Below are 22,402 nucleotides of genomic sequence, written 5' to 3'. Positions count from 1 at the left end.
GGAAGGCACCCTCTCACGAGGGTGTCGACCCAGGGCGGCAACCCCGGCCGAACGTCCCGCCGACCACCTTCACCAACTCGACTCGCCCGCCGGCGCGTGAGCGCCGGAGGAACACAGAAGAGCAGGCCCCAAGTATAGGGCCGCGGCCCGAAGCGGAGAACGCAATGCCCAACCCCCTGAACCCGCAGCGTCGCGTCATCGGCGACCGTGCCGTGGTCAACCGCGACTGGATCCGCGAGTTCACCGGCGCCAGCGTCGGCACCGCGGCCCGCTGGTACAAGATCCGGCTCGAGCAGCCCAAGGAGCACCGCCACCCGGAGAAGGAGCGCATCGACGGCGCCGACTTCTACGACGAGCAGCAGTTCCGCGCCTTCTACACGTGGTTCCAGAACGAGAAGCAGAGCAAGGTCCTCAAGGCCGACCCTGAGCTGTACGAGCTCGCCCCGGAGACCGTCGTCTCCATCAACCAGGCCGCCCAGCTGCTGGGCTTCAAGGGACCCTCGACGATCCGCAAGTACGTGAAGGACAACCCCGGCTACTTCCCGGAGTCCGTCGGCGAGGTCGAGGGGCCGACCGGCCGGATGATCCCCGGCTTCCGCGTCGGCGACCTGCAGGACTTCGACCGCAAGCGCACCGGGGACAAGCTCGGCAAGGCCGGCCGCCGCACCGGGCCGCAGGAGGAGGCGCCCGTCGGCCGGCCTTCGGCCCTCGAGGAGGTTCTCGCGGCCGAGCTGAGTGCACGTGCTGGCGGTGAGCCGCTCACGGCCACGCAGCTCGCCGAGCAGTTCGCCGCCGAGGCGATCGATCGCGACGGCTACCGCCCGGGCCTGGCCGCGGAGCTCAGCGTGCAGTACGGCGGTCCGCAGAGGTCCTGGGAGTACGTGGTCCGCAACGCACTCGAGCACCGCTCCGGGGCCGCGCCACGCCGCTCGGAAGCCGACCAGCGGGCGGCCATCGCCCTGGCCGCCCTACGCGAGCGTGGCGACGTACGAGGGCTCGCCGCCTCGCTCGCCCGCGAGCATGGCGGCAGCCCCGACGTCTGGTCCCGCGCGGTGAACGCGGCCCGCGGGCTCGCCGACCCCACCACCTGATCACCCCGACCAGCCTGAGGACGCCCCCCGATGCCCAGCTACCAGCTCCGTGACACCGCCACCCGACAGCTCCTCACCCAGGGCCTGGCCGACTACTCCGCGGCCGAAGCCGCCCTCGACCGCATCGACGACCAACTGGAAGAAGACCTGCAGCGCAACGGCGAGGGCGCCGGGCGCATCCGGCTGCGCCTGGACGTCGAGAAGGTCACCGACGGCATCCCCGAGTCCGTCGGCCACCACGTCCTGCTCCTTGGCGTCGACGACGTACCCGGCCCGCTGCCCGCAGTCTGATCGTCGCGCGAGACCCGTACAGCCGACTACAGCTGTGAACAGGGGTTGTCAAGACCCATCATAGAGTGTATAATTGATTTTAAGCTTCAGGCGGCAACCTGGAGCGTCACCACTCGGCTCAGGAGCAGAAGTGATCACAACTCCTCTCACTCCCGAACAGCGCACCATCTACTGGACGGTGGCGGCCTAATCCATTCCCTCCGTCGGCCGGGCGCGGCAACGCCCGGCCGACGGCCTCACCAACTCAACTCACGAAGGAGGCAGCAGTGCTGCGGTACGCACCGGTTCTCCCGCCGGACGAGCTGACCCGTCTCAAGGCTGCTCTGGGACTCATCCCGTTCGTCGATCTCTTCAGCGGTTGCGGCGGCAGCAGCCGCGGTCTGGAGGAGGCGGGATTTCGACTGCTCCTGGGCATGAACCACGACCCGGTCGCCGTCTCGACTCACCGTGCCAACCACCCGCACGCCGAGCACAAGTGCGAGGACATCCACACCTACGACAAGCGCAACTTGCCGTCCGCCCGGGTGTACTGGGCGTCCATCCTGTGTACCGAGGCCAGCAAGGCCGGCGGCAGGAAGCGTTACCGCGGCCAGGAGCGGCTCAGCCTCACCGGCAAGGACGAGGGCGCCAAGGCAGCGACCTTTGTACAGACGAGGGCATCCGCGCTGGACGTCCTGGCGGTCACCGAGCTGCACCGACCCGACGCCGTCCTGGTCGAGAACGTAGCCGAATTCGCCACCGACTGGGAGCTGTTCGACTGGTGGCTGCGCGGCATGGAGCTGCTCGGTTACAACGTGCAGATCGTCAACGCGTCCTCGGCACACCTGGGCGGCGGGGACAACCTGCTGCCGCCGCAACTGCGCGACCGCATCTACATCGTGTTCACGCGCAAGGGCCTGCCGCTGCCCGATCTGCGGGTGCGGCCCGAGGCGGTCTGCCCGGAGTGCGGGCCGGTGCTGGCCAACCAGGTGTGGAAGAACCCCAAAGCGCGCCGCATCGGCAAGTGGGGCGAGCAGTACGACTTCCGCTGCCCCAACCGGGTGTGCGGACACCTGAAGGTGACCCCGGTGACTCGCCCGGTCGGGGCCGTCATCGACTGGGGTCTGCCTGGGCAGCGCGTAGGCGACGGCCGGCCGGACCGCAAGAAGTTCACCCCGTACGCGGCATCGACCCGTGCTCGCATCGCGATGGGGCTGGAGCGGTTCGGCACCGATCCGTACATCGTGATGCTGCGCAAGCACGGCACCGCCCTGCCGATCACCGGCCCGGTGCCCGCACTGGCCGCGCAGGGCCGCCACCACGCGCTGATCATCCCGATCGGCCGCAAGGGAGCGCCGCGCACCACTGCCGAGCCACTGACCACGCTGGCGACCAAGCCGCACCACTCGCTGGTCATCCCGGCGCTGACGGTGGACGACTGCACTCTGCGAATGCTGTCGGTGGCCGAGCTCAAGCAGGTCCAGCGCTTCCCCTCGGACTACATCATCCTCGGCAACCAGACCGAGGCGATCCTGCAGATCGGCAACGCAGTCAGCGTCAACGCCGCCCGCTGGCTGGGTGAACGGCTGCTGCCGAGCCTGGCCCTGGCCGCCTGACCCACCCCCAACTACGGCGGCCCGGACTCTCCTGGTCCCGGGCCGCCGCTCAACCCGTCGCTCAGGTGCGGCAACGCCTGACTGACGGCTCCACCAACTCACCTCACGAGAGGGAGCTCCGCCCATGTCCCAGAAGACCGCCCGCGGCCGCCGAGCCCTCACCGTCCGGCGGCATGTCGTCCAGTTCAGCGGCGGCATCGGATCCTTCGCAGTCGCCGTCCGTGTCGCACGGAAGTACGGCACCCGCAACCTCACCCTTCTGATCGCCGACACAGGCATCGAGGACGACGACCTGTGGAGGTTCGCCGACGACACCAGCCGGCTTCTCGGTGTGCCGCTGACGAAGGTCGCCGACGGGCGCACCCCCTGGGAGGTTTTCCGCGACGTCAGGTTCCTCGGCAACGACCGGCTTGCACCCTGCACGCGCCTGCTCAAGCAGGTGCCGTGCCGGCAGTGGATGGACGAGCACGCCGACCCTGCCGACACGCTGGTGTATGTGGGGATCGAGAGCACGCCGCGCGACCGTGCCCGGATCCCGGCGATCGCCCGCAACTGGAAGCCCTGGGTCACACGCTTCCCGCTGTGCGGAAAGTGGGAGCCGGTCCGGACCAAGGAACAACTCCTGGACGAGGCGCGGGCTCTGGGCGTCACACCGCCCCGCATGTACGAGCTCGGCTTCGCCCACAACAACTGCGGGGGCACGTGCGTGCGCGCCGGCCAGCGCCAGTGGAAGCACCTCCTGCAGGTCCTGCCCGAGCGGTACGCGTACGCCGAGGAGCAGGAGGAGGAACTGCGGAAGCTGCTCGGCGATGTCAGCATGCTCCGCCAACGCCGCGGCGGCGAGAGCCGGCCGCTCCCACTGAGCCTGCTGCGCCAACGGTAGCGAGAACTCAGTGAGACGCCCCAGGCAAGCCCGGGGCGTCAGCGTTTCACCCGTCAGGCGGGCCGTCCTCGCACCGGTGAACGAGGCGATGCAACAGGCGCCGCAGATCTTGCTACGCGGCAGTCACGAAAACGTGCAGCGCCCCAGGCGATTGCCGGGGGCGCTGCGCTGCGTCCGTCGCAGTTGCTTTAGGCCTTGAGCGGTGGGCCGTGGAACGGCCCGCCCGCCTGGTCGGCCTCATCCACGCGCTGCCGGATCGCGTCCAGCTGGGAGTGCGTCTTTGCACCGTGGACCGCTTCGAGGACGCCGGCAGTGTGCCCGCCTCGAGTGAGGGCGTGGCGAAGGTAGCGCACGGCGGTGCGGCCGCGTCCGTTGTCGAGTGCTACCTGAGCCTCATCAAGCCAGGCGCGAGCTTCCTGCGCATCGAGATCCTCAGACTCGCAGGGCGTGGCGCGCAGCAGGCGGATGTCCCCCATGATCTGGTCGGCCACCGGCCGGAGTCTCGCCTCCGCTTGCGCAGCCCGGGCCGTCTGCACTGCTGCCGCGACGATGAACAGGCCCGCCACAGTGGCGCCGATCCACAGGTACCAATGTGAGGAGCTGCTTCCCATCTCCAGTTCCACCCGCGCCTTCTGGGCCATGACCGGCAGCGTCAGAGCCCCGAGCAGCAGGATCGGCCAGGCAACGGCGAGGGAGCGCACGTGGCGCTTCACGACCTCGTTGTCGGGTCGTGTGCCGAAGCACCGCGGCAACAGGGTCTCGACGGCGGTGAACAGTGGCACGGCGACGAGCACGACCGTGAGGGATGCCTCGGGGCCGGTGGTGGGCAACATGGTTGCTGTCTCCTTGGGGGTGCTGGTGGCACGGAGCGGCAGCGGTCAGCGTACGAACCGCCTGTGACAACGGGCTCTCTGTGCGAGTTGGTGGAGCAGGCGCCGCAGATCTGCCCAGACGGCTCGCGATTCGTATCCGAACATCGTCTCTCCCATCGAGGGCGGCCGGGCTCAGCGCCCTCAGGTGAGCCGACCCAGCGGGGGCAGGAGGCTGTCCCCCGGCCAGAAGGGCCGCTCGGTCGCGATGCCGGTGAGGAACATGCCGACTTCGTCCAGTACCGCGGCGCGCTCGGCGGACCCGTAGGTGACGAAGTCGCCGGCCGCGGCGTTGTAAGTGCGGACATGGCTGTGGGGTCCTGCGCACAGGAGGGCTCGTGCGATCTCGGGCAGGCCGAGGCTGAGAGCGTCGCACTGCCCTGCGTGGACGAGCTGCACCAGGTCGGTGGTGACGCTCTGCCAGTCGCCCACCTTTGGCCAGTCGGCGCCACCGTTCAGTTCGTGCGTGAGGGTGGCCAGCGGGATGATCTCGCCCGGCTGCCGTCCCTGGGTGAGAAGGTCGTGGATCCGGACGCCGTCGGGCTGGCGGACCTGCGGGTGCAGCAGAGAGTCGGCGGCCACGACCGTTGTGTTGATCTCCTGGGCGCCGGGGCCGGGGTAGTACGGCTCGTGCGCGAAGAGCAGGTAGACATCCGGAGTGCGGACGGCCGGGCTGGACTCGGGCTGGGGCTGGGGCATGGGGACAGTTCCCTTCAGCGGTGGTGTGCTGGGTGTGGAGCGAGGTGTCGTCGGACGGACGCCCGGCGGGTACGGGCCCAGTGGCCGCCCGGGCTCCCACATCTGGTCCGCATCGGCGGCACCGTCCTCGGTGACGGAGCGCTCGATGATCTGTGCGACCTGGTCGGCGAGTTGGAGCATCAGCCGTTCACGACCGATGAGGCTTGCGGAGGCCGAGCGGGTGTCGTGGGTCTGGAGCATGTCGGCGGCGTCCCACAGCACGTTGTGACCGACCTCGGCCGAGCGGCGCAGTTCGTAGCGGTCGCTGCCCGCGGCGGCCTGGACGAGGGAGGTGTGCAGGGCGGCGAGGCGCTGCAGGTAGCGGACGGCGCCGTCGCCTTCGACGCTGCGGACGTGCTCGCGGGCCCGCACGTCCAGTCGGCCGGGCAGGTGCTCGGCGAGGAGCGGAGCGAGCAGCATCGCCGGCAGCGCCACATCGACGGGGACGCCGTGGCGCATGGCGAACAGTCCGACGACCAGACTGACGAGCGCGACGGCAGCTGCGGAGAACCGCAGGGATCCGGGAACGGTGTGCAGAGCGATGCGCTGGGCGGGGCGCCTGGTCAGCCAGCGCAGCGCCAGGCGCTGGGGAAGGGTCGCGCCCGGGGTAAGCACCCCGATCTGCTGGGGGAGCTCGGGCAGCGTGCCGTCGGCGGGGACGGTCCAGGCGAGCCAGCCCCACGAGGTGCGTTCGTGTACGAGGACCGGCTGGCACACGGCCGAGCAGGTGTCGTCATGGACGTGGCCGGTGCGCACGGCGTGGGAGCGTTCTTTCTCCCACCGGCCCGGGTCACGGATGAAGGGGTGTCGATGGTGCGCGGCCGCGGTCGGCTGCGGGGTGTGGAGCGTGTCCGTCACGGGGTGCTTCCTTCCAGGTGGTCGATGAACGTGGAGGCGCACGTGGTGCAGCGGCCGTCGCCGTCGGGGTGGGCGCGGCGGGGAGTCGGTCCCGGGCAGGTGCGGCACGGCGGCCACCCGAGGCAGGCCGGGCAGAGGTCTTCGCCGGGGGCGGTTCCGGGCACGCCGCAGCCGGCGCATTCGACGAGGGCCCGGTAGGTCAGGGCCTCGCTCACCGTGCGGGCGGCGACGGAGGTGGTTGAGCGCGGCGGCGGGTCCTCCCACGCGGGCGCGTCGTGGTGGGTGGCCACGGTGGCGGGCGGTGGGTAGGCCTGGGCGGCGCGGAGCCGGGCGGCGATGATCGCGCCGACGGTGGTCCGGACCGGGCTCGGCAGAGGGCGGTCGCTGATGACGTGCTGAAGCTGTTCGCGCGTCCAGCCGGCGTCCAGCATCGCGGTGACGGTGCGCCCCTGCTCGGCGAGGACCTGATCGGTGAGCAGCAGCTCGGGGCGCTGTGCGCCGATCGCCAGCAGCAGGCGGACTCCCGGTTCGAGGTCCGCGGGCGCCGGTGCCGTCCGTGGCGTGGGCGGCGCTTCGCCGCGCGGTCGCTCGGCGCGGGCGCCGGGAGGGAGGGGTCTGGTGTTCTGCTGAGTGGTCTTCTTTCTGTTGGTGTTCTTAGTGGGCCGATCAGCCAACGTAGGGTCATCCACTGGTGGAAAACCCGACTCTGGTTGTGACCTGCCGTTTTGCAGGGCGGGCAGATCGGTGATGAAGTACGCGGCCGCGCCGAGGGTGCCATCGCGCTCGCGCTCGCGTTCCCGGACGAGGAAGCCGTGCTTCTCCAGTTCCTTCAGCCCGCTCTTAACGGCTGACTCGCCATCGCGGCCGCGGCGGGCGATGTCGGCGACGGTCATCCGCCAGCCCTCCCGGTGCGTGGAGAGCAGCCCGAACAGTCCCTTGGCCTTGTAGGACAACTCGGCGGTGCGGAACAGTCCGTTGGCGATCTGGGTGAACTGATCGGAAGCCATCACGCCCCGGCGGACCCCCGCCCCGAACCCGCCGGCGTGCCCGACTTCTGCGGGCGCGATCACCAGGTCGGCCTCGATCAGCGCGATGTCCAGGGTGGCCGGGCGGTCGGTGATGCAGTAGACGATCTCGCCGAGAGTGCCGTCGGGGCGGCGCAGGCGCTCACGGATCAGGTAGCCGTGCGCCTCCAGTTCCTTCAGCCCGGTGCGTACTGCTTCCCGTCCGTCCGGACCCAGACGGACGAGGTCGGCGATCGTCACCTGCCAGCCGTTGGTGTGGGTACTGACGTACCCGAAGATTCCCTTCGCTTTGAACGACAACTGGGAGTCACGGAAGAGCGCGTTGGCAACCTGGGTGAACTGATCGGCCGCCATCACGCCCCGGCGGATCCCCGCCCCGAAGCGGCTCACCGCCGTGCCCCTGGCGCCGGCCGAGCACGGTGGCCACGGCGGCGCACCCGGCTCGCCGAGGTGGGGCGGCCGGTGGTCCTGGGCGTTGGGGCGTGCATGTGTTCCATGCCGTCAGCTCACTAGCCGCCCCCGACCAGGCTGACGGCCACCAGCCCCGACCATCGGTCACGATCCGGCAACGCAGCCGTCTAGCTGCCGTGGTCGGGCTCATGGTCGGGGCGACCACGCGCCTTCAGCAGTGGTCTGTGCGGGGTGCCCCGTCCGATTGCGCAGTGCCGGACGGGCGGTTGCGCAATGGAGCTGCGCAACCAGTCGAGGGTCGTGCGCAGTCGGGTGGCGCGGAGCGGTTGCGCAGTCCGCCCGAGGCTTCCTGATCTTCTCGTGCGCAGGTTTGAGTGCCGCACTGCGCAGGCTCAGCCACGGCCCTTGGCGGCGATCGTCTGCGCACTGGTGTGCGGGTCCGGTGGCAGTGCGGCAGGAAGGCAACCGCAGCGGTCGTCGGTCGCGGGCTTGTGGCGGACAGGATGCGCCGGTTCCCAACTCGCGGCTGCCCCGTGGTCGGGCCTGTGGTCGGGCCGACCATGGCCCCGACCATGGACTTCGTGTCCCCATCGTGACCGTGGTCGGGGGTTCGTGGTCGGTGGTCGGGTCGGGGCCCGCAGGTTTTCTCAAGGTCAGAAACATTCGTTCTGACCTGGGAGTTTGACCATGTCTCCTGGCAAGCAGGCCTCGGAACGCGAGGCCGCTGCTCCGATGGCGGCAGGCGCCCGGCTGGAGGCGATGCGGCGCCGAGTGCGTCTGTCGCGCCTGGCGGTCTGGACCGTCATCGCGGCCGGCCCGATCGCTCTGGGCGTTGCCATCACCTCCACCCCGACCACGGTCGAGGCGGCCACCCCGTCCAAGCCCACCGCCGCCGTGCGCACCACGGCGCAGGCCGCCGATCCGGCCGGCTATGCGCAGCTGTTCGTCCACGCGTGGCTGCGCAGCAGCGCGGACGACGCTTCGAGTGCGCAGGCGCGGCTTGCGCAGTCGATGGCGCCGGACGTCGAACTGCCCGACCCCGCTGCGGATGCGCAGTCGACGCCGGCGTCGGTGACGGCGGTGCGCAGTGCGCAGCGCACGGACGGCGCGTGGTCGGTGACGGTGGCTGCGCAGTACGCCGACGGAGCGGTGCGGTACTACGCCGTGCCGGTGGCCGCCGACCGCGCGGGCGCCTCGTTCGCCGTGACCGGTGCGCCCGGTGTGGTGGCCGGCCCGGGCCGGACCGAGGTACCGAAGTCGTCGTACGGCGTGAGTGTCCCGGAGGGTGATCTGTCGGCGGCCGTCGGAGAGTTCCTCGCCGCCTACCTGACCGGTGCCGGAGAGGTGGACCGCTACCTCGCCCCCGGTGTGAGCCTGTCGCCGGTCTCCCCCGCCCCGTACACGGCGGTCACGGTGCAGCAGGTGTCCGCCGTCGAGGAGGCCGCGGCCGCCGAGCAGGTGCCGGCCGACGGCACGAAGGTCCGAGTCCATGCACAGGTGGAAGCCCGGGACACCGGCGGGCGGTGGCCGCTGGGTTACGAGCTTGCGCTCACGGCGCGCTCGGGCCGTTGGGAAGTCTCGGCTCTTGAGTCCGGGACGGCCCTGGACGGGGGTGCCCGGTGAACACGGTGAACAGCGTGATCCTCGCCGGTCAGTTGGACGACCTCGGCGACAGCTGGATCAACATGTTCAAGGACTGGGCGACCAAGGGTCTGCAGGCCGGTCTGCTCGTGCTCGTCGTCGTCATCATGATCCAGAAGTTCAGCCTCAAGGCGGGGATCGGCGCCTTGTTGCTGATGATCATCGCGCTGGGGTTGTACAACTCCCGCGAGGACCTCTCGGACATGTTCGAGGACGAGGTCAAGAACCCTGCCAAGGGCGCGCCCGCTGTCCCCGGCATCGTGGACGGTTCTGACGCCGTCGTACGAGAGCACTCCACTGGCGTCGGAGGCTGGCTGTGAGCGCCGCAGCGGCCACGGGCCGGGTGGGGCGCTTCTACACCGCCGCCCGTCGCCATCCCTGGGTGCTGGGAAAGGTCGCGGACTGGAAGATCCCGCTCGGCCCGTACACACCTGCGCAGATCGCGGTCGCCGTCGGCGGTGGATTCCTGCTGATCAAGACGATCAGCTGGTGGTCGTGGATGGGGCCGATCCCGATCGCGGCCTGGCTGCTGTCGATCTGGGCGGTCCGCCGTCCGAAGATCCGAGGTCGTGCCCCGCTGCAGGCGGCACTGGGCTGGGTGCTTCTCCTCTGGCAGCCCCAGGGAGGGCGGATTGGCGGGCGCGCCGCCCGCGACCGCGCGCCCCACCTGCTGATCGGCGGCTTCACGATCGAGGACGCGCCCGTCCCCTCTCTGGCCGCCGTACCGTCCCCTGCGGTGCGGCCGCGTTCCGGCCGGGCGCCGCACCCGAGCCCGGCCGCCAGTCACTCGGCCACGCGGCACCGCTCGGAGCCGACTGCTACGGCGGTGCCGGTGGGGCCGGTGTCGGGAGTGCAGCAGCTGCTCGCGCTTGCCGAGCAGGGCGGGGGTGTGCGGTGAGAGTTCCGATCCGTCACATCGCCGGGCACCTTCTCTGGTCGACGCACGGCAGCGTGTGGGCCGTCTACCGCCTGCACCCGGGCCCGGACGCGCAGGGACAGCACGAGGAGACCGTTCAGGGCACCTACGTGCCCGCCGCGGTCCGTGACGAACAGCTCGCCAAGATCACACATTTGGTGCGGTCGCTGTCCGGGGCGCCGCGGCTGTTCGGGCTGTGTGCGCAGGTCGACCCCGGCGAGATCGCCCTCAAGATGATCGAGGGCATCGAGCCGGCCGACACGGCACCGGGCACGGGTCGGCACCCGTGGGTGGAGAACGTCGAGGCGACCCTGGATCTGCTGGACGACCAGGAGATGCACCACCGCACCCTGTGGCTGGCGGTGCCGCTGCAGAGCGAGACAACCGGCCTGCAGGTATCGGCCTCCCTCGGCGCGGCGTGGGCGGAGATGTCTCCGATGCTCGGCATGCGTCCGGCGCCGGTGGCGCAGCGGGAGGTGACCGCCTACCGCGAGCAGGCCTCCCGGGTGGAGGCCGCGCTCGCCGGCGGCATCGCCTTCCGCCCGGCCCGCCCGGCGGAAATCGTGTGGATGATCCAGCACGCCCTTCACCGGGGCCTGGCCGAGCCGCTGCTGGCGGAAGCCGAGGCCAGCGACCTGTACGGCGGGCAGCTGCGTGACGGTGTGCTGCGCTCCCCCAGTTATGCCGACCTCGGTCAAGTACGTCTGCAGGAAGGCGGCATCGACCCCGACCTGGACGACGTCGATGAGCTCAAGAGCACCGGCCGGATCACACGGTCCGGGCGGAAGGCCTGGTGGCGGCTGAACACCGGCTCGCCGCTCGGGCGGCGCTGGCTGCAGGTCGAAGCCGACGCCGGGGTGGGCTACCAGGCGCAGCTCGCTTTGGCCGAGTGCCCGCCCGCGGTCAGCCAGGACGCCGCCGACCTGTTTGCCCAGCTGGAAACTCTCGACTTCCCCGTCGACTACACCGTCGACCTCGTCCTGGTTCCAGCGGAGAAGGCCCGCGACCAGGTGCGGCGCAAGAAGAACGAACTCATCGACCAGGCCGACCAGTACGACGCCCGCCCCACCGGCATGCCCGCCTCGCTGACCGAGGCCGCCCGCGACCTCGGCGAGCTGGATGCCCGGCTCTCCCGCACGAGCGTGGAGGTCGAGGTGCAGTCCGTCACCGTGCTGACGGTGTGGGGGCCGACTGCCGCCGTGTGCGACGCCCGGGCGCGCGCACTGGCGGCGCTGCTGGGTGGCGCCGACTACCGCGCCGTACGCCCGGCTGGCCTGCAAGAGGCCCTGTTCACGCTCGGACTGCCCGGCACCGTACGCCCGGGTGTGGTGCGGGAGTTCACCCAGCACCAGATCTCCGAAGACTGGGCGCTGGGTGGGGCCTTCACCGCCTCCGAGGTCGGCGACCCGAACGGCATGTTCCTCGGCATCGACCTGGACAGCGGCACCACCCGCCCCGTCATGATCAATGTGGCCGATGCGCCCAAGGTGGACGCGTCCGCGTCCATGGGCATCGTCGGGGACCTCGGCGCGGGCAAGAGCGTCCTGCAGAAGCTGATCGCGGAAGCGGTGTGGGCGCGCGGCGGGTGCGCCATCTGCATCGACCGCACCCCCGTACGCGAGTGGGCGACCTTCGCCCGCACCGCCGCCAAGGGCCGTGTCCAGATCATCGACGCCGCCCAGGCCGAGGTGTCCATCGACCCGCTGAGGATGTTCGACGGGCCTGAGGGCCGCCACTACGCCCTGTCTTACCTCACTCTGCAGCTCGGGATCGGCCCGATGAGCACCAACGGCGAGGTCCTGCACCACGCTGTCGAGCAGGCCGCCGCCAGCAACCAGCCGTCCATGCATCGCGTGCTGGAAGTCCTCGAGGAGATGGCCACGAGCGAGGTGGGCAAGCGGCAGGACGCGGCCGCCACCCTCGCCGGTCTCGTCCGCGTGGTCGCCACCAACTCCCTGGCACGGATGGTGTTCGACCCCACGCTGCCGCCGGTGCACCTGGACGCGTCCAGCACCTCCGACATGATCGTGATCACGACGGCGGGTCTGAAGCTGCCGCCGAAGGCCGCGTTCGACAACCCGGAGGTCCTGCATCAGCAGCCGCTGGAGGCCTTGATCGGCCGCGCGGTGCTTTACCTGATCGCCGCGATCGCCAGGCAGACCGCGTTCGAGGACCCCGAACGGTTCACCGCCGTGGTCGCCGACGAACTGTACTGGCTCACCTCGTCGGCCGAGGGCACCGCGCTGGTCCACGAAATCCTCCACGACGGCCGCAAGCACGGGGCCGGCCTGCTCGCCGCTTCCCACGACGCCGAGGAACTCGGCCCCGACCGCGGCCTGATGGCCTACCGCGCGCTCGCCCGCACCGCCGACCGCGAGCGTGCCCGCCGCGGTCTGGAGTTCGTGGGTCTCGACCCGCACGACGGAGAGCTGCTGCGGCTGGTGACCACCGGCTTGTCCCCCGTCGGTCGCAAGGGCCGGGCGGGCGAGTTCCTGCTGACCTGCCCGCGGCAGAACACCGGCCGGGTCAAGGTCTCCATCCCCAGTATCCCGCGCATCACCACGTCCATCACGACCACACCGGGACGTCGCGCGAGCGCTGCTTCGCCGTCCGCGGGTGAGCCGCTCGCCGGTGAGGCCGCAGGGTCCCGTCCGAAGGAACTCGTCTGATGACCTCTTCAACCTGGGACCGCTCCAGGCGTCTTGCCGCGGCCGCGAGTGTCCTCACCGTGATCGCTGTCGCGGTCGGCGTGCTCGTTCTGGCCGTCGGGGTGAGTGTGCCAGAGGCGTGGTGGCCGCACACGGGGCAGGCCTTCGCTGCAGACGCCCATCGCACGGAGCAGGACCCGTGCGCAAGGATCGTGGGTCCGGCCAAGGACTACTGCGAGCGCGGCGCCACGACGACCGCCTCCGCCGGGCAGCCGGGCGTTACCGGGACTGCGTGGCGGCTGGTGCCGGCCGGTGCTGGTGTGGCCGCGCTCGTGATGTGGCGACTCCGGAGTGCTGCTGGGCAAAGGCGGCGCTGAAATGTACCGTCCAGACCGATCGACCCTCCGCTCGGCCGGCTTCGTCGTGCTGCTCACCGGGGTGTTTCTCATGGTGAACAGCCAGGTCGTGTACGCGGCCAGCAACAGCGACACGGAAGATCTTCTCGCCCCGCTGAACATCACTTCGTCCGAGGGCGTGCCCGTCGAGGGGTACGACCTGAACGCTTCGGGCGGTTCCATCATCGCCTTCAAGACGCAGGCCCTGGCCTTCGGCCTGTCGGGGCTGTTCACCCTGATCCGGCTGCTGGTCGGACTGGCCGGCTGGGCGATCGAGGTGGCCTTCCGGTTCCCGCTGCTGACGATCCTCACGCATCCTGCGCAGAAGGTCGCCGCCACCTACGACACTGTGGTCGTCGACACGCTGGGGTTGAAAGGGCTGCTGCTCGCGTGGGCCTTCGTCTTCGCCGGATTCATGATCGTGCGCGGGCGGATCGGCCGCGGCCTGGGTGAAATCTTCCTCACCCTGCTCATCGGTGCCATCGCCGCCTCTGCCCTCATCCGCCCGGACACCCTGCTGGGCACAAGTGGTCCTCTGGGTCAGTCCCAGCAGGTGGCCGCCGAGGTCGCCCGGCACAGCGTCAACTCTTACGACTGGGGCGGCAAGCTTTCCAGCTACGACCCCTGCTCCCACAGGACAGGCGACGCCGAGTTCGAGTGCGCGCAACGCGACGGCGAATCACCCGTCTCCTCATCGGAAGTGGCACGCCCCATTCAGGACTCGGTCACCAACGCCCTGATCGTCAAGCCCTTCATGCTGCTGCAGTACGGGCGGATCCTCGACCCCGCTAACAGCTCCGACCGCGAGGCTTACACCGTCCATCTCAAGTGGGTCAGCGGAGCCTACACCGCGGGAGAGGCCAGGGTCTCGGCACGCGGAAAGGACATCTGCAGCAAGATCAAAGGGCCCGCCCGGGCCTACTGCGAGCGCGGCTACCAGGAAGGCGTGGTCAGCGAAGACAGTTCCGACTTTCCGGAGGCGACCCCGGCACTTCCCCCGGGTCCTGCCAGAGAGCTGGAGGACGCCGCTGTCAGTGACGACGACCGCGAGTTCGCCGCGTTCCTCGCTGACATGAAGGAGGCCGGCGACGTCGGCAAGGCGTGCGCCGCCTACGCCGAGAAGCCCACCTGGTGGCGGCTCGGCGGAGCCCTGCTGCTGCTGATCGCCGCACTGTTCGTCTGCGGCATGCTGCTGTCCAGTGTCATTGTCCTTCTCGGGACCCAGGGCATCTGTGCCGCTGCGGCAGCCGTCGGCGGCGTCACCTTCATCGCCGCCACACTGCCCGGGCCTCCGCGGCAGTCTGTATGGAAGTGGTTGTCTGTGTGGGGCATCGCGTGCCTCGCCGTAGTCGGGATCTGCGCGTTCATCCCCTTCTTCGGGATCGCCGTCGACGCCACCATCACCGACGGGCCCGACCTTGTCGTGGAGCGGATCCTGCTCCTCGACGTCCTCGCCATCGCCGGCGCGGCCGGACACCGTCGGCTCCTGACCGGCATCGCCTCCTTCGGCCGTCGCATGGCGATGCGGATGCGCTACGCCAAGGTCGGCGGCACCCACATGCCCGGTGACACCTCCGAACTTGGCGCGGCACTCGCTATGAATTCCCCCGCTGCGACGGGAGGTTTCGGAGGCGGGCTGCGTGCCTTCTCGGGTGGCGGAGGCCGGTATGGAATGCTCGGCACCCGACAGCGGTTGATGGGCGCACTCACGTCGCTGGCCGACGGTGCGGGCATGCCGGTCGACACCGGCCGCGTCCTCGCCGATGCCACGGCCGAAGCCGGACGGGGCCTTGCACCGCTCACCGCGGCCGCAGCCCTGGGAGGGCTGGGCGCGCGGCTCGGTGGGAAGGGTGCGCACTGGCTGCTCATCGGGCGCAGGCCGGACAGGGAGCAGCTGGCCAAGTGGCGCAAGCCCGCCGCCGACGGCGACCCTGACCCGGGCGGCCGGGACGGTGGCTCGGGAGGCGGAGGGGGTCCGCGCCGTCCTGGCGGTCCGCCCGACCGCTACCGCGACGAGGACGGTCAGGTCGTGGACCGCCGCTCGGGTCAGGTGCTGCACGACCAGAACAGTGACCGCACGTTGCTGTCGACGCGGGCCCACAACCGGCTGGTCCGCTTCCGCGGCTACCGCATCCTCCACCGGGGGGGCCGCGCCGCGTACGGGGCGACGGTCGGTCTGCCGGCAGGCGTCCGCAGGGCCCGGGCTGGAGGCTCGCGTTACTCCCAGGACGCACGCCAGCAGGTGCGGGTGTGGGGCAATACGGTCCGCGAGGACGGACGGGCCTGGGCGGACACGGGCCGTCATGTGTCCCGTGTCCTGCGTGAGCACGCGGACGACAGCGGCGGTTCCGGCCCCTTTTCCAGTCGTCGTCTGCCAGCCCGTCCGGCACCGACTCCGACTCCGCGCTCTTCCGGTTCCTCCGGTTCCCCGGGCCGCCCGCGGCCGGCCTCCCCGCGGGTCAGTGCGCCCGCATCCTCGACCGCCTCTGGAGTCAGCACCCGGCCGAGCGGCCCGCCGACGTCCCCGACGCGGCTTGGAGGCGGTGGACCCCGGCGTCCGGCCGATCCTGCACCGGACAGGTCCAGGCCGGTCTTTCCCGGAGGGGGCGGGGCTCGCAGCGACACCCGTGACGAGGCCCGCGCGCGGTTCCAGGAGCTGATGCGCAGGACCGAGCCCGAGGCTCAGCGCCTGCGTCGGGAGCGGGCCCAGCGGCAGCCGGAGGACGGTGAGGACGAGTGAGGACGATCCGGCGACGGATGGCGCGGTGGGGCTGTGTGATGGCTCTAATGCTGTCCGCTGCGGTGTGCTGTGCCGCGCCGGTAGGCAGCGTTATCGGCGCGTACGTCGCGCTGAAGTCGGGTGCGGAGGACGGCGGGATCGCCGAGGGCGGCAGCGCTGCGGACATCCCGCCGCGGATGCTGACCGCGTACAAAAGGGCTGTCCAGCAAGTCGGTAAGCACGTGCCGGAGTGTCGGGGCATGCGCTGGCCGATCCTGGCCGGAATCGCCAAGGTCGAGTCCAATCACGCTGTCGGCCACACCGTCAGCGCGGGCGGGGACATCCGTCCGAGGATCTACGGGGTCCTCCTCAATGGATCCGGCGTCGGCGGCAACACCACTGTTTTTCCCGACACCGACAACGGCCGCTGGGACGGCACCGCGGCCGCGGAGCGTGCTGTCGGTCCCTTCCAGTTCCTTCCTTCCACCTGGGAAGGAGTCGGCCAGGACGCCAACGGCGACAAGACCGCCGACCCACACAACGCCGACGACGCCGCGCTCGGCGCCGCGATCTACCTGTGCGGCAGCGGCCGAGACCTGACGAAACGGTCACAGCTGAAGGCCGCGCTCTTCCAGTACAACCGGTCGCAGGAGTACGTCGCCAACGTGCTGGGCTGGATCGACCAGTACACGGCAGCCGCCAAGAACCCGGACCTGAAGAACGTCACAGGAAAGGTCCGCACCGTCATCGAGGCCGCACTCTCCCAGCGCGGTGTCCCCTACTCGTGGGGCGGCGGCAACGCGAACGGCAAGTCGACCGGCATCTGCTGCTCCCCCAGCGGGAAGAGCGGCGCGGGCATCAAGGGCTTCGACTGCTCCGGACTGACTCAGTACGCGTATGCGAAGGTCGACATCCGCCTTCCGCGCGTCGCGGCCTCCCAGGCCGGTATCGGCAGGCGGATCCCGGCCAGCCTCGGCACTAGCGCGCTCAGGCCCGGTGACCTTGTGTTCTACGCCACCGCTCCCGGACGCGATTCCACGATCTATCACGTCGGGATCTACGTGGGCGGCGGGAAGATGGTCAACGCTCCCCGGCCGGGGACCGTGGTGCGCCTGGACTCCGTCAACGTGATGTCGGGCTTCGCGGGGGGAGCGCGAGTGCTGTGACCACCGCCCCGCGCTCGCCGCGCCTGCTGCTGCTCAGCACCGTCATGTTCGCCATTGCCGGCGTCGCTCTGCTGGGCGTGCCGCACGGTCAGGAGCAACCAGACCCGCCGTTGACGGCGTACGCGACCACAGATCCGTCATCGGCGGCCACAGCGTCTCCCGCCGGCAAACCGACCGCGCGTACAGCTCCCTCCGTGACACCCGCCGCGTCGACAACGTCGGCCGTCGAGTCCGCTCTGCCGCCGCACGGCGAGGGCGTGGCCGGCGACCCGGCGGTCCAGCGGAACCTGGAGGCCGCCTGGCCCGCCGACCTTCCCTCCCACGACGAGCGGGAGTTGCTCACCGCAGGTCGCGCTCTGCTTCGCGCTGACGCCACCGGAGCCGGCCGTGAGAAGTGGCCGGAGGTCTTCCCCGACTCGGGCCAGGCGGTGGCCCCGGCGTTCGCCACGACTCGCTTCCGTATTCAAGCCGCGATCGCCCGCCGTGACGGCAGCCCGGACAGGGCGGTGGTTCATCTGGTGTGGGCCGGCGTGGACCGCGGTGGCACCTTCACCGACCTCCGCATCACCGACTGGTTCTTCGCCCGATCTATCAGGAAGGGAGCAGCGACGTGGACTCCGCAGCCCCGTATCTGACGGACCGGGCCGATGGCACGGCCGTGAGTCAGGTATTCGGCCTGGTCGACGCCGTCGAGTGGCTCTACGACCACTGGTATCTGCTCGCCGTGGCGATCGCCGCGTCCTGGGCCGTGGGTGAGCTGGTGGTGCGTCGCCTCGCGGCCAAGGCTTCGGCCGAGCGGATGGCCCTGGAGCTCGTCTCCAACCGGCATTTCGACCCGAGCCTGGAGGAAATCTTCCGGCGGGGTGTTCAGCTCGCCCGCGCATCGACGGCCATGCCCTGGTGGGCGCCTCGCAGAGCCAAGGCCGTACAGATCCGGCTGCGCGCGGACGGCAGTGCGCCGTTGCGCTACCGCATCGAGGGCCCGGCGGGCGGTGAACGCCTGTTGTCCATCACCCCGTTCGGGCCGGACGTCACCGTCAATCAGGCGAGGCCGATCGTCGACGAGCAGCGGACGCACACGGTGCGAGCCGAGTTCATCCTGCGTGGCAAGCTCACCTCTCCGCTGCGCGAGGTGCCGCTCACTCCCGACCCGCTTCAGCCGCTCGTCGACGCCGTGGCCGACCTGCGCGCCGAGCTCGGCGACCTCGCCGAGATCCGGCTCGACATCCAGCGTGCCCCCAAGTGGGCGCTCCGGGCTCGCCGACTGCAGCTGATGAGCGCCGCGCGCCGGTCCGAACGCCGGGAGGCCCAGCGGTCCGCGCGCTGGCTGCGGCAGGACGCCAGCGGCATCGAGGACTCCCTGGGCTGGCAGATGCAGCAGCTCCTCAGCGACAAACCCGGCTCGGGATCCGGACGGCGGCTGGTGATGCCGCCGGTTCCTCGTCGTGTGGAGCCGGCCGAGGCGCTGGGCAAGCTCGCCGAGGACGACCACCTGGTGCGGGTCCAGCTGCTCGTGATGTGCGCCTCGAACACCGAAGGCCGCGCCCAGGCCCGACTCGCCCAGCTCCAGGCCGCCTTCGACGTGTTCGGCGGCCGCTCCCGGTGGGCCATGCGCGGCTGGCGGCTGGGACCATGGCGGGTGGGCGCCGACCACTGGCCCACCCGGCACGGCTTCGAACGCCGCTGGAACCTGGGGCACTGCCAGCCGCCCCGCGCGAACTGGGTCCGCCTGGAGGAGCTGTGCGGCCTGCTCAAGCCCCCGACCACGCACTGCCGGCTCCCGGTTCTCGCCGGTGATCTGCCGACCTTCGAATTCGGCGATCCCGAGTTGCTCCTGCAGGGCATCTACCGGGGCCCCGACGGCAGGGAGCGGATGGTCGCCACCTACGCCGAGGAGACCCTGTTCGAGGTCGGAGTCGGCAAGGCGGGCGGCGGGAAGACGGAGCGTGCCCTGGCGCAGGCGATCGGCTGGGCGCACGCGGGCGGAGGGCTGATCTTCGTCGACCCGCACCGCGACTCCTGGCCGCGGGCCACCACGTTCCTGGCGCACGAGCCCCTGATGCCGCGGATCGCGCTGATCGACCTCAACGGCCTGGGCCCCAACCCGCGGGTGAGTTCGTGGAATCCGCTCGGCATGCACCAGGGTCAGGCAGCGCACGAGGTCGTCGAAGCGATCGCCGACGCCTACGCCTCCGCACTGGCCTGGGACGACGTGACCGCCCCGCGTGCGCTGACCATCCTGACCGCCGCGCTGACCGTCCTGGTCACGGTCAACGAGGCGGCCTGCCAGGCCGGCCGGCCCGAGGACCAAGCCACGATCTTCCACGTACGGGCCCTGCTCGCCGACGCCAAGTTCCGCAAGGCAGCGCTCGCCGCGGTGGCGGGCCGCCTGGATGAGGAGACGCGTTCGTGGTGGCAGGCGGTGTTCCCGACCCTGCCGCCGGACGCGTTCGCCGTAGTCCTCAACCCGATCGCCCGGCTGGCCGCCAACCCGATCACCCGCGCCTTCCTCGGTCAGCCGGTCGGCGTTTACAACGTCCGTGCCGCGATGGACTCCAGGATGATCGTGTGGGTCTGCCCAGGCGGCAATGGGCCCACTGACCGTCTCTTGACCGCGCTCCTCGCCCGCGACCTGCTGCGCGCCGCACGCTCCCGGCGTGACACGCCTGAGGAGAAGCGGGTGCCGTTCCGCCCGTACTTCGACGAGCTGATCACGCTGACCGGCGCGGCCCCGGAGACCATCGCGAGCATGTTCGAGGATCTGCGGAAGTACCGGTGCCACATCCACGGCATGACCCAGTTGCTGGCCCGCCTCCCGTCCGCGGTGCGGCTGTCCCTGGTGCAGAACGCGTCCACGCTGGCCACGACCGCCGGTTCGAAGTCTGCGATCGCGCCTATCACCGCAGAGTGGGGCGACACCCCCAGCCCCGACCGGGTCGCCACCATGGAGCGGTTCGAGCACTTCGTCTCCATGAACGTGCACGGCCGCCGTATCGGGCCCATCCAGCTGCGCGGGCCCCATCTCAATGACGTCTTCGCCGCCCAGGCTCGCCCGAAGGACGTCCCCGCGCTGGAGCGGGCCGCCCAGGCGAACGCCCAAGCGCTCCCCCTGGACCAGCTCACGGACCGCGCCGCCGGACAGCTCGGCCGTGTCGCTGCCTTCCTCGGCGAGCACTCCCCTGCCGGCGCCGCCGCTGTCGACCTGTCGAAGGAGAAGGAGTTCGGATGACCACCGCCCAGCCAAAGGACCGTACGACGGCGGGCTTCACGCCCAGTCCTGTGGAGCCGCTCGCGCATCAGATCCTGGCAACCCTCGCCCAGCACCGCATGGCCTCCACCAATCAGTTGCATGTCCTGCTGCGGCCCGACCGCTCCCGCCAGTCGGTCTCGGAGCGCCTGAACGAGCTGCTCGGCAAGCGCCTGGTCGACTTCGTGGTGCTGCCTCAGTCGAACCGCACCCGGGTCTGGTACCTCACGCCAAAGGGCGCGCGCCTGACGAGAGACTGGCCCGCCCTGCGCGGCCGCCCTCCCTACCCGATCACCTCGGCGACGGCCGCCTCGCTGAAAACTCCCCACACCCTCACCGTCCTGCGCACCCACCTGGAGTTCGTCGCCGATGCCCGCCGCCGCGGCGACGAGCACGGCCACCTCGACTGGACGCCTGAGGTGTTCCACTCGATCGGCGACGGCGAAAAGGTCGTGGCCGACGCGGTCATGCACTACACCCTCATCGACGGCCAACAGCGGCGGAAGCTGCGGGCGTTCGTCGAGGTCGACCGGGCCACCATGAGCAGCGAGCGACTGGCGGCCAAGCTGATCGAGTACGCGAGATTGTGGACCTACGATCCACAGCCAGCCGGTCGGCGCCGGCATCCGATCGGACAGGGATGGCTGCGCTGGTACCCGGTGTTTCCCCGGGTCCTCTTCGTGCTGACCGGCGCTGGGCGCCAGGCGATGGACAACCGAATCAGCGACCTCAAGGCCATGGTCGCCCACCATCCGCTCGTGGCTGACCTCGCCCGCGAAGTGCCGCTGGGAGCGGTCGTCCTGGAAGACCTGGAAGAGCACGGCCCCACCTCTGATGTGTGGGTTCCTCTGGCTGGCGGCAAGGCCCGCCCGTGGACCGAGCTGTGACACCACGACGACACGTCCACTGGCCGAATGTCGCAGCCTTGCAACTACTACCGAAACCTCTTGAGGTTTGCGCTAGCGAACTACTAGTTTACTTCTGCACAACGAGGCCCCTGTTCGAAACGGCCTTGGCGTGCAACGACGTTAGGGGATGCCAGATGCCACAAGCCACTGGTGACGTTCGCATCTACGAAACGGCCACTGCTGACGGGTGGCCAGTCCGAACGCAGGCCGTCTCGTACGTCGGGAACGCCTGCGTGATCCAGGGGAGCGGCGACTTCGACTTCGCCGATCTGCGTACGGTGCGCCGCCGGTTCCCGGGCCGGCACGTCACCCTCGACGGCGACGTGATCACCGTGTGGCCGCCGCCCCGCCAGGGGGAGTGAGACGAATCCGTCCTCCTCTGCCCCAGCTCACCGGATCTCTCGTCGAAAGGAAGCAGCCCATGACCGGTTGGTGCACCTCAGCGTTCGGCCGACGCCTCAGCGCGCTGGTGATCGCTTTAGGTCTGGCCTGGAGCGTCGCCGCCTGCTCGGACGGCGACGCGGGTCAGGACCGTACGTCAGCGGCCGAGCAGGCAGGCAGCAGCTCCGAACCGCGTGAGCAGTCGCAGACGGGTGCGGCTCTGGCGGAACTCAAGGGCCAGAACGGCCTGTCCCTCACGATCACCTCCGCCGAGCGGGACCCGGCCGGCTACCTCACCGTCCGCGGCGACCTGAAGAACGACGGAGCCGAAGTTGTCGTCGTCCCTGCGGAACTGCGCGGCAACGAGCTCGACGTCCTCAGGACGGGCCCATCGCTGGCCGGGGCGACCGTCGTGGACTTCGCGCGGAGCAAGCGCTACTACGTTCTGCGCGACACGGACGGCCGCCCGCTCACCACCACCGGCCTCTCCACGCTCAGGGCCAGGGAGAGTGTGCCCGTCTTTATGCAGTTCCCGGCCCCTCCGGCAAGCACGACCACGGTCGGCTTCCAACTGCCGCTGTTCGACACCGCGAGCGTCAAGGTCTCCGGGTGAGGTGCGC

19 protein-coding genes are annotated in these 22,402 nt (G+C 70.4%); 16 read left to right on the top strand and 3 right to left on the bottom strand.

Translation table 11 applies throughout. From position 1 onward, the window contains the following. Positions 1-164: 164 nt before the first annotated feature. From ACZ5C2_RS34940 to ACZ5C2_RS34925, 4 genes are all read left to right on the top strand, one after another. Entirely contained in the window at positions 165-1,091 is a 927-nt protein-coding gene (locus ACZ5C2_RS34940; protein ID WP_468800333.1) for a hypothetical protein, read from the top strand. A 30-nt stretch (positions 1,092-1,121) separates the two neighbouring features. Further along, a complete protein-coding gene (locus tag ACZ5C2_RS34935) occupies positions 1,122-1,382 on the top strand; it encodes a hypothetical protein (RefSeq protein ID WP_468800331.1) in 261 nt (86 codons plus the stop codon). 266 nt (positions 1,383-1,648) lie between these two features. Next, on the top strand, positions 1,649-2,977 hold the full coding sequence (locus ACZ5C2_RS34930; protein WP_468800329.1) for a DNA cytosine methyltransferase: 1,329 nt from the start codon (positions 1,649-1,651) through the stop codon (positions 2,975-2,977). A 124-nt stretch (positions 2,978-3,101) separates the two neighbouring features. Continuing rightward, positions 3,102-3,860, top strand: coding sequence for a hypothetical protein (locus tag ACZ5C2_RS34925; protein WP_468800327.1), 759 nt, complete (start codon positions 3,102-3,104; stop codon positions 3,858-3,860). Between the two features lie 188 nt (positions 3,861-4,048). Here the strand turns inward: ACZ5C2_RS34925 and ACZ5C2_RS34920 are convergent, their stop codons facing one another. The 3 genes from ACZ5C2_RS34920 to ACZ5C2_RS34910 all read right to left on the bottom strand — a co-directional run bounded on the left by ACZ5C2_RS34920 (position 4,049) and on the right by ACZ5C2_RS34910 (position 7,740). Then, on the bottom strand, positions 4,049-4,693 hold the full coding sequence (locus ACZ5C2_RS34920) for a hypothetical protein (RefSeq protein ID WP_468800325.1): 645 nt from the start codon (positions 4,691-4,693) through the stop codon (positions 4,049-4,051). Positions 4,694-4,873: 180 nt separating this feature from the next. Continuing rightward, positions 4,874-6,325: a hypothetical protein gene (locus ACZ5C2_RS34915; RefSeq protein ID WP_468800323.1), complete on the bottom strand. Its 1,452-nt coding sequence runs from the start codon at positions 6,323-6,325 to the stop codon at positions 4,874-4,876. Beyond that, entirely contained in the window at positions 6,322-7,740 is a 1,419-nt protein-coding gene (locus ACZ5C2_RS34910; protein WP_468800321.1) for a hypothetical protein, read from the bottom strand. The genes ACZ5C2_RS34915 and ACZ5C2_RS34910 overlap by 4 nt, the downstream gene beginning before the upstream one ends. A gap of 708 nt (positions 7,741-8,448) precedes the next feature. Between ACZ5C2_RS34910 and ACZ5C2_RS34905 the strand changes: the two genes are divergently transcribed. The 12 genes from ACZ5C2_RS34905 (at position 8,449) to ACZ5C2_RS34850 (ending at position 22,395) form a co-directional block, all read left to right on the top strand. Next, positions 8,449-9,384, top strand: a complete 936-nt coding sequence (locus ACZ5C2_RS34905) for a conjugal transfer protein (RefSeq protein WP_468800320.1) — start codon at positions 8,449-8,451, stop codon at positions 9,382-9,384. Then, positions 9,381-9,722, top strand: coding sequence for a hypothetical protein (locus tag ACZ5C2_RS34900; RefSeq protein WP_468800318.1), 342 nt, complete (start codon positions 9,381-9,383; stop codon positions 9,720-9,722). Before ACZ5C2_RS34905 ends, ACZ5C2_RS34900 begins: the two co-directional genes overlap by 4 nt. Beyond that, on the top strand, positions 9,719-10,300 hold the full coding sequence (locus tag ACZ5C2_RS34895) for a hypothetical protein (protein WP_468800316.1): 582 nt from the start codon (positions 9,719-9,721) through the stop codon (positions 10,298-10,300). Before ACZ5C2_RS34900 ends, ACZ5C2_RS34895 begins: the two co-directional genes overlap by 4 nt. Next, on the top strand, positions 10,297-12,987 hold the full coding sequence (locus ACZ5C2_RS34890; protein WP_468800314.1) for an ATP-binding protein: 2,691 nt from the start codon (positions 10,297-10,299) through the stop codon (positions 12,985-12,987). The genes ACZ5C2_RS34895 and ACZ5C2_RS34890 overlap by 4 nt, the downstream gene beginning before the upstream one ends. Then, positions 12,987-13,343 carry a hypothetical protein gene (locus ACZ5C2_RS34885; RefSeq protein WP_468800312.1) on the top strand — a complete coding sequence of 119 codons (357 nt, stop codon included), beginning with the start codon at positions 12,987-12,989 and terminating at the stop codon, positions 13,341-13,343. The genes ACZ5C2_RS34890 and ACZ5C2_RS34885 overlap by 1 nt, the downstream gene beginning before the upstream one ends. Position 13,344: 1 nt before the next feature. Continuing rightward, complete coding sequence (locus tag ACZ5C2_RS34880; protein ID WP_468800310.1) at positions 13,345-16,101, top strand: hypothetical protein; 2,757 nt, start codon at positions 13,345-13,347, stop codon at positions 16,099-16,101. A gap of 47 nt (positions 16,102-16,148) precedes the next feature. After that, entirely contained in the window at positions 16,149-17,246 is a 1,098-nt protein-coding gene (locus tag ACZ5C2_RS34875) for a C40 family peptidase (protein ID WP_468800308.1), read from the top strand. Continuing rightward, complete coding sequence (locus ACZ5C2_RS34870; RefSeq protein ID WP_468800306.1) at positions 17,243-17,881, top strand: hypothetical protein; 639 nt, start codon at positions 17,243-17,245, stop codon at positions 17,879-17,881. Before ACZ5C2_RS34875 ends, ACZ5C2_RS34870 begins: the two co-directional genes overlap by 4 nt. Continuing rightward, positions 17,857-20,475 carry an ATP/GTP-binding protein gene (locus ACZ5C2_RS34865; protein ID WP_468800304.1) on the top strand — a complete coding sequence of 873 codons (2,619 nt, stop codon included), beginning with the start codon at positions 17,857-17,859 and terminating at the stop codon, positions 20,473-20,475. The genes ACZ5C2_RS34870 and ACZ5C2_RS34865 overlap by 25 nt, the downstream gene beginning before the upstream one ends. After that, positions 20,472-21,380 carry a replication-relaxation family protein gene (locus ACZ5C2_RS34860; protein ID WP_468800302.1) on the top strand — a complete coding sequence of 303 codons (909 nt, stop codon included), beginning with the start codon at positions 20,472-20,474 and terminating at the stop codon, positions 21,378-21,380. Before ACZ5C2_RS34865 ends, ACZ5C2_RS34860 begins: the two co-directional genes overlap by 4 nt. Before the next feature lie 254 nt (positions 21,381-21,634). After that, positions 21,635-21,763, top strand: coding sequence for a hypothetical protein (locus ACZ5C2_RS34855; protein WP_468800300.1), 129 nt, complete (start codon positions 21,635-21,637; stop codon positions 21,761-21,763). A 59-nt stretch (positions 21,764-21,822) separates the two neighbouring features. Beyond that, a complete protein-coding gene (locus tag ACZ5C2_RS34850; protein WP_468800298.1) occupies positions 21,823-22,395 on the top strand; it encodes a hypothetical protein in 573 nt (190 codons plus the stop codon). The last annotated feature ends 7 nt before the right edge of the window (positions 22,396-22,402 follow it).

The organism is Streptomyces sp. NPDC031365 (assembly GCF_055569765.1).
The sequence above is the reverse complement of the archived record's forward strand: the minus strand, read 5'-3'. Positions and strand labels throughout refer to the sequence as shown.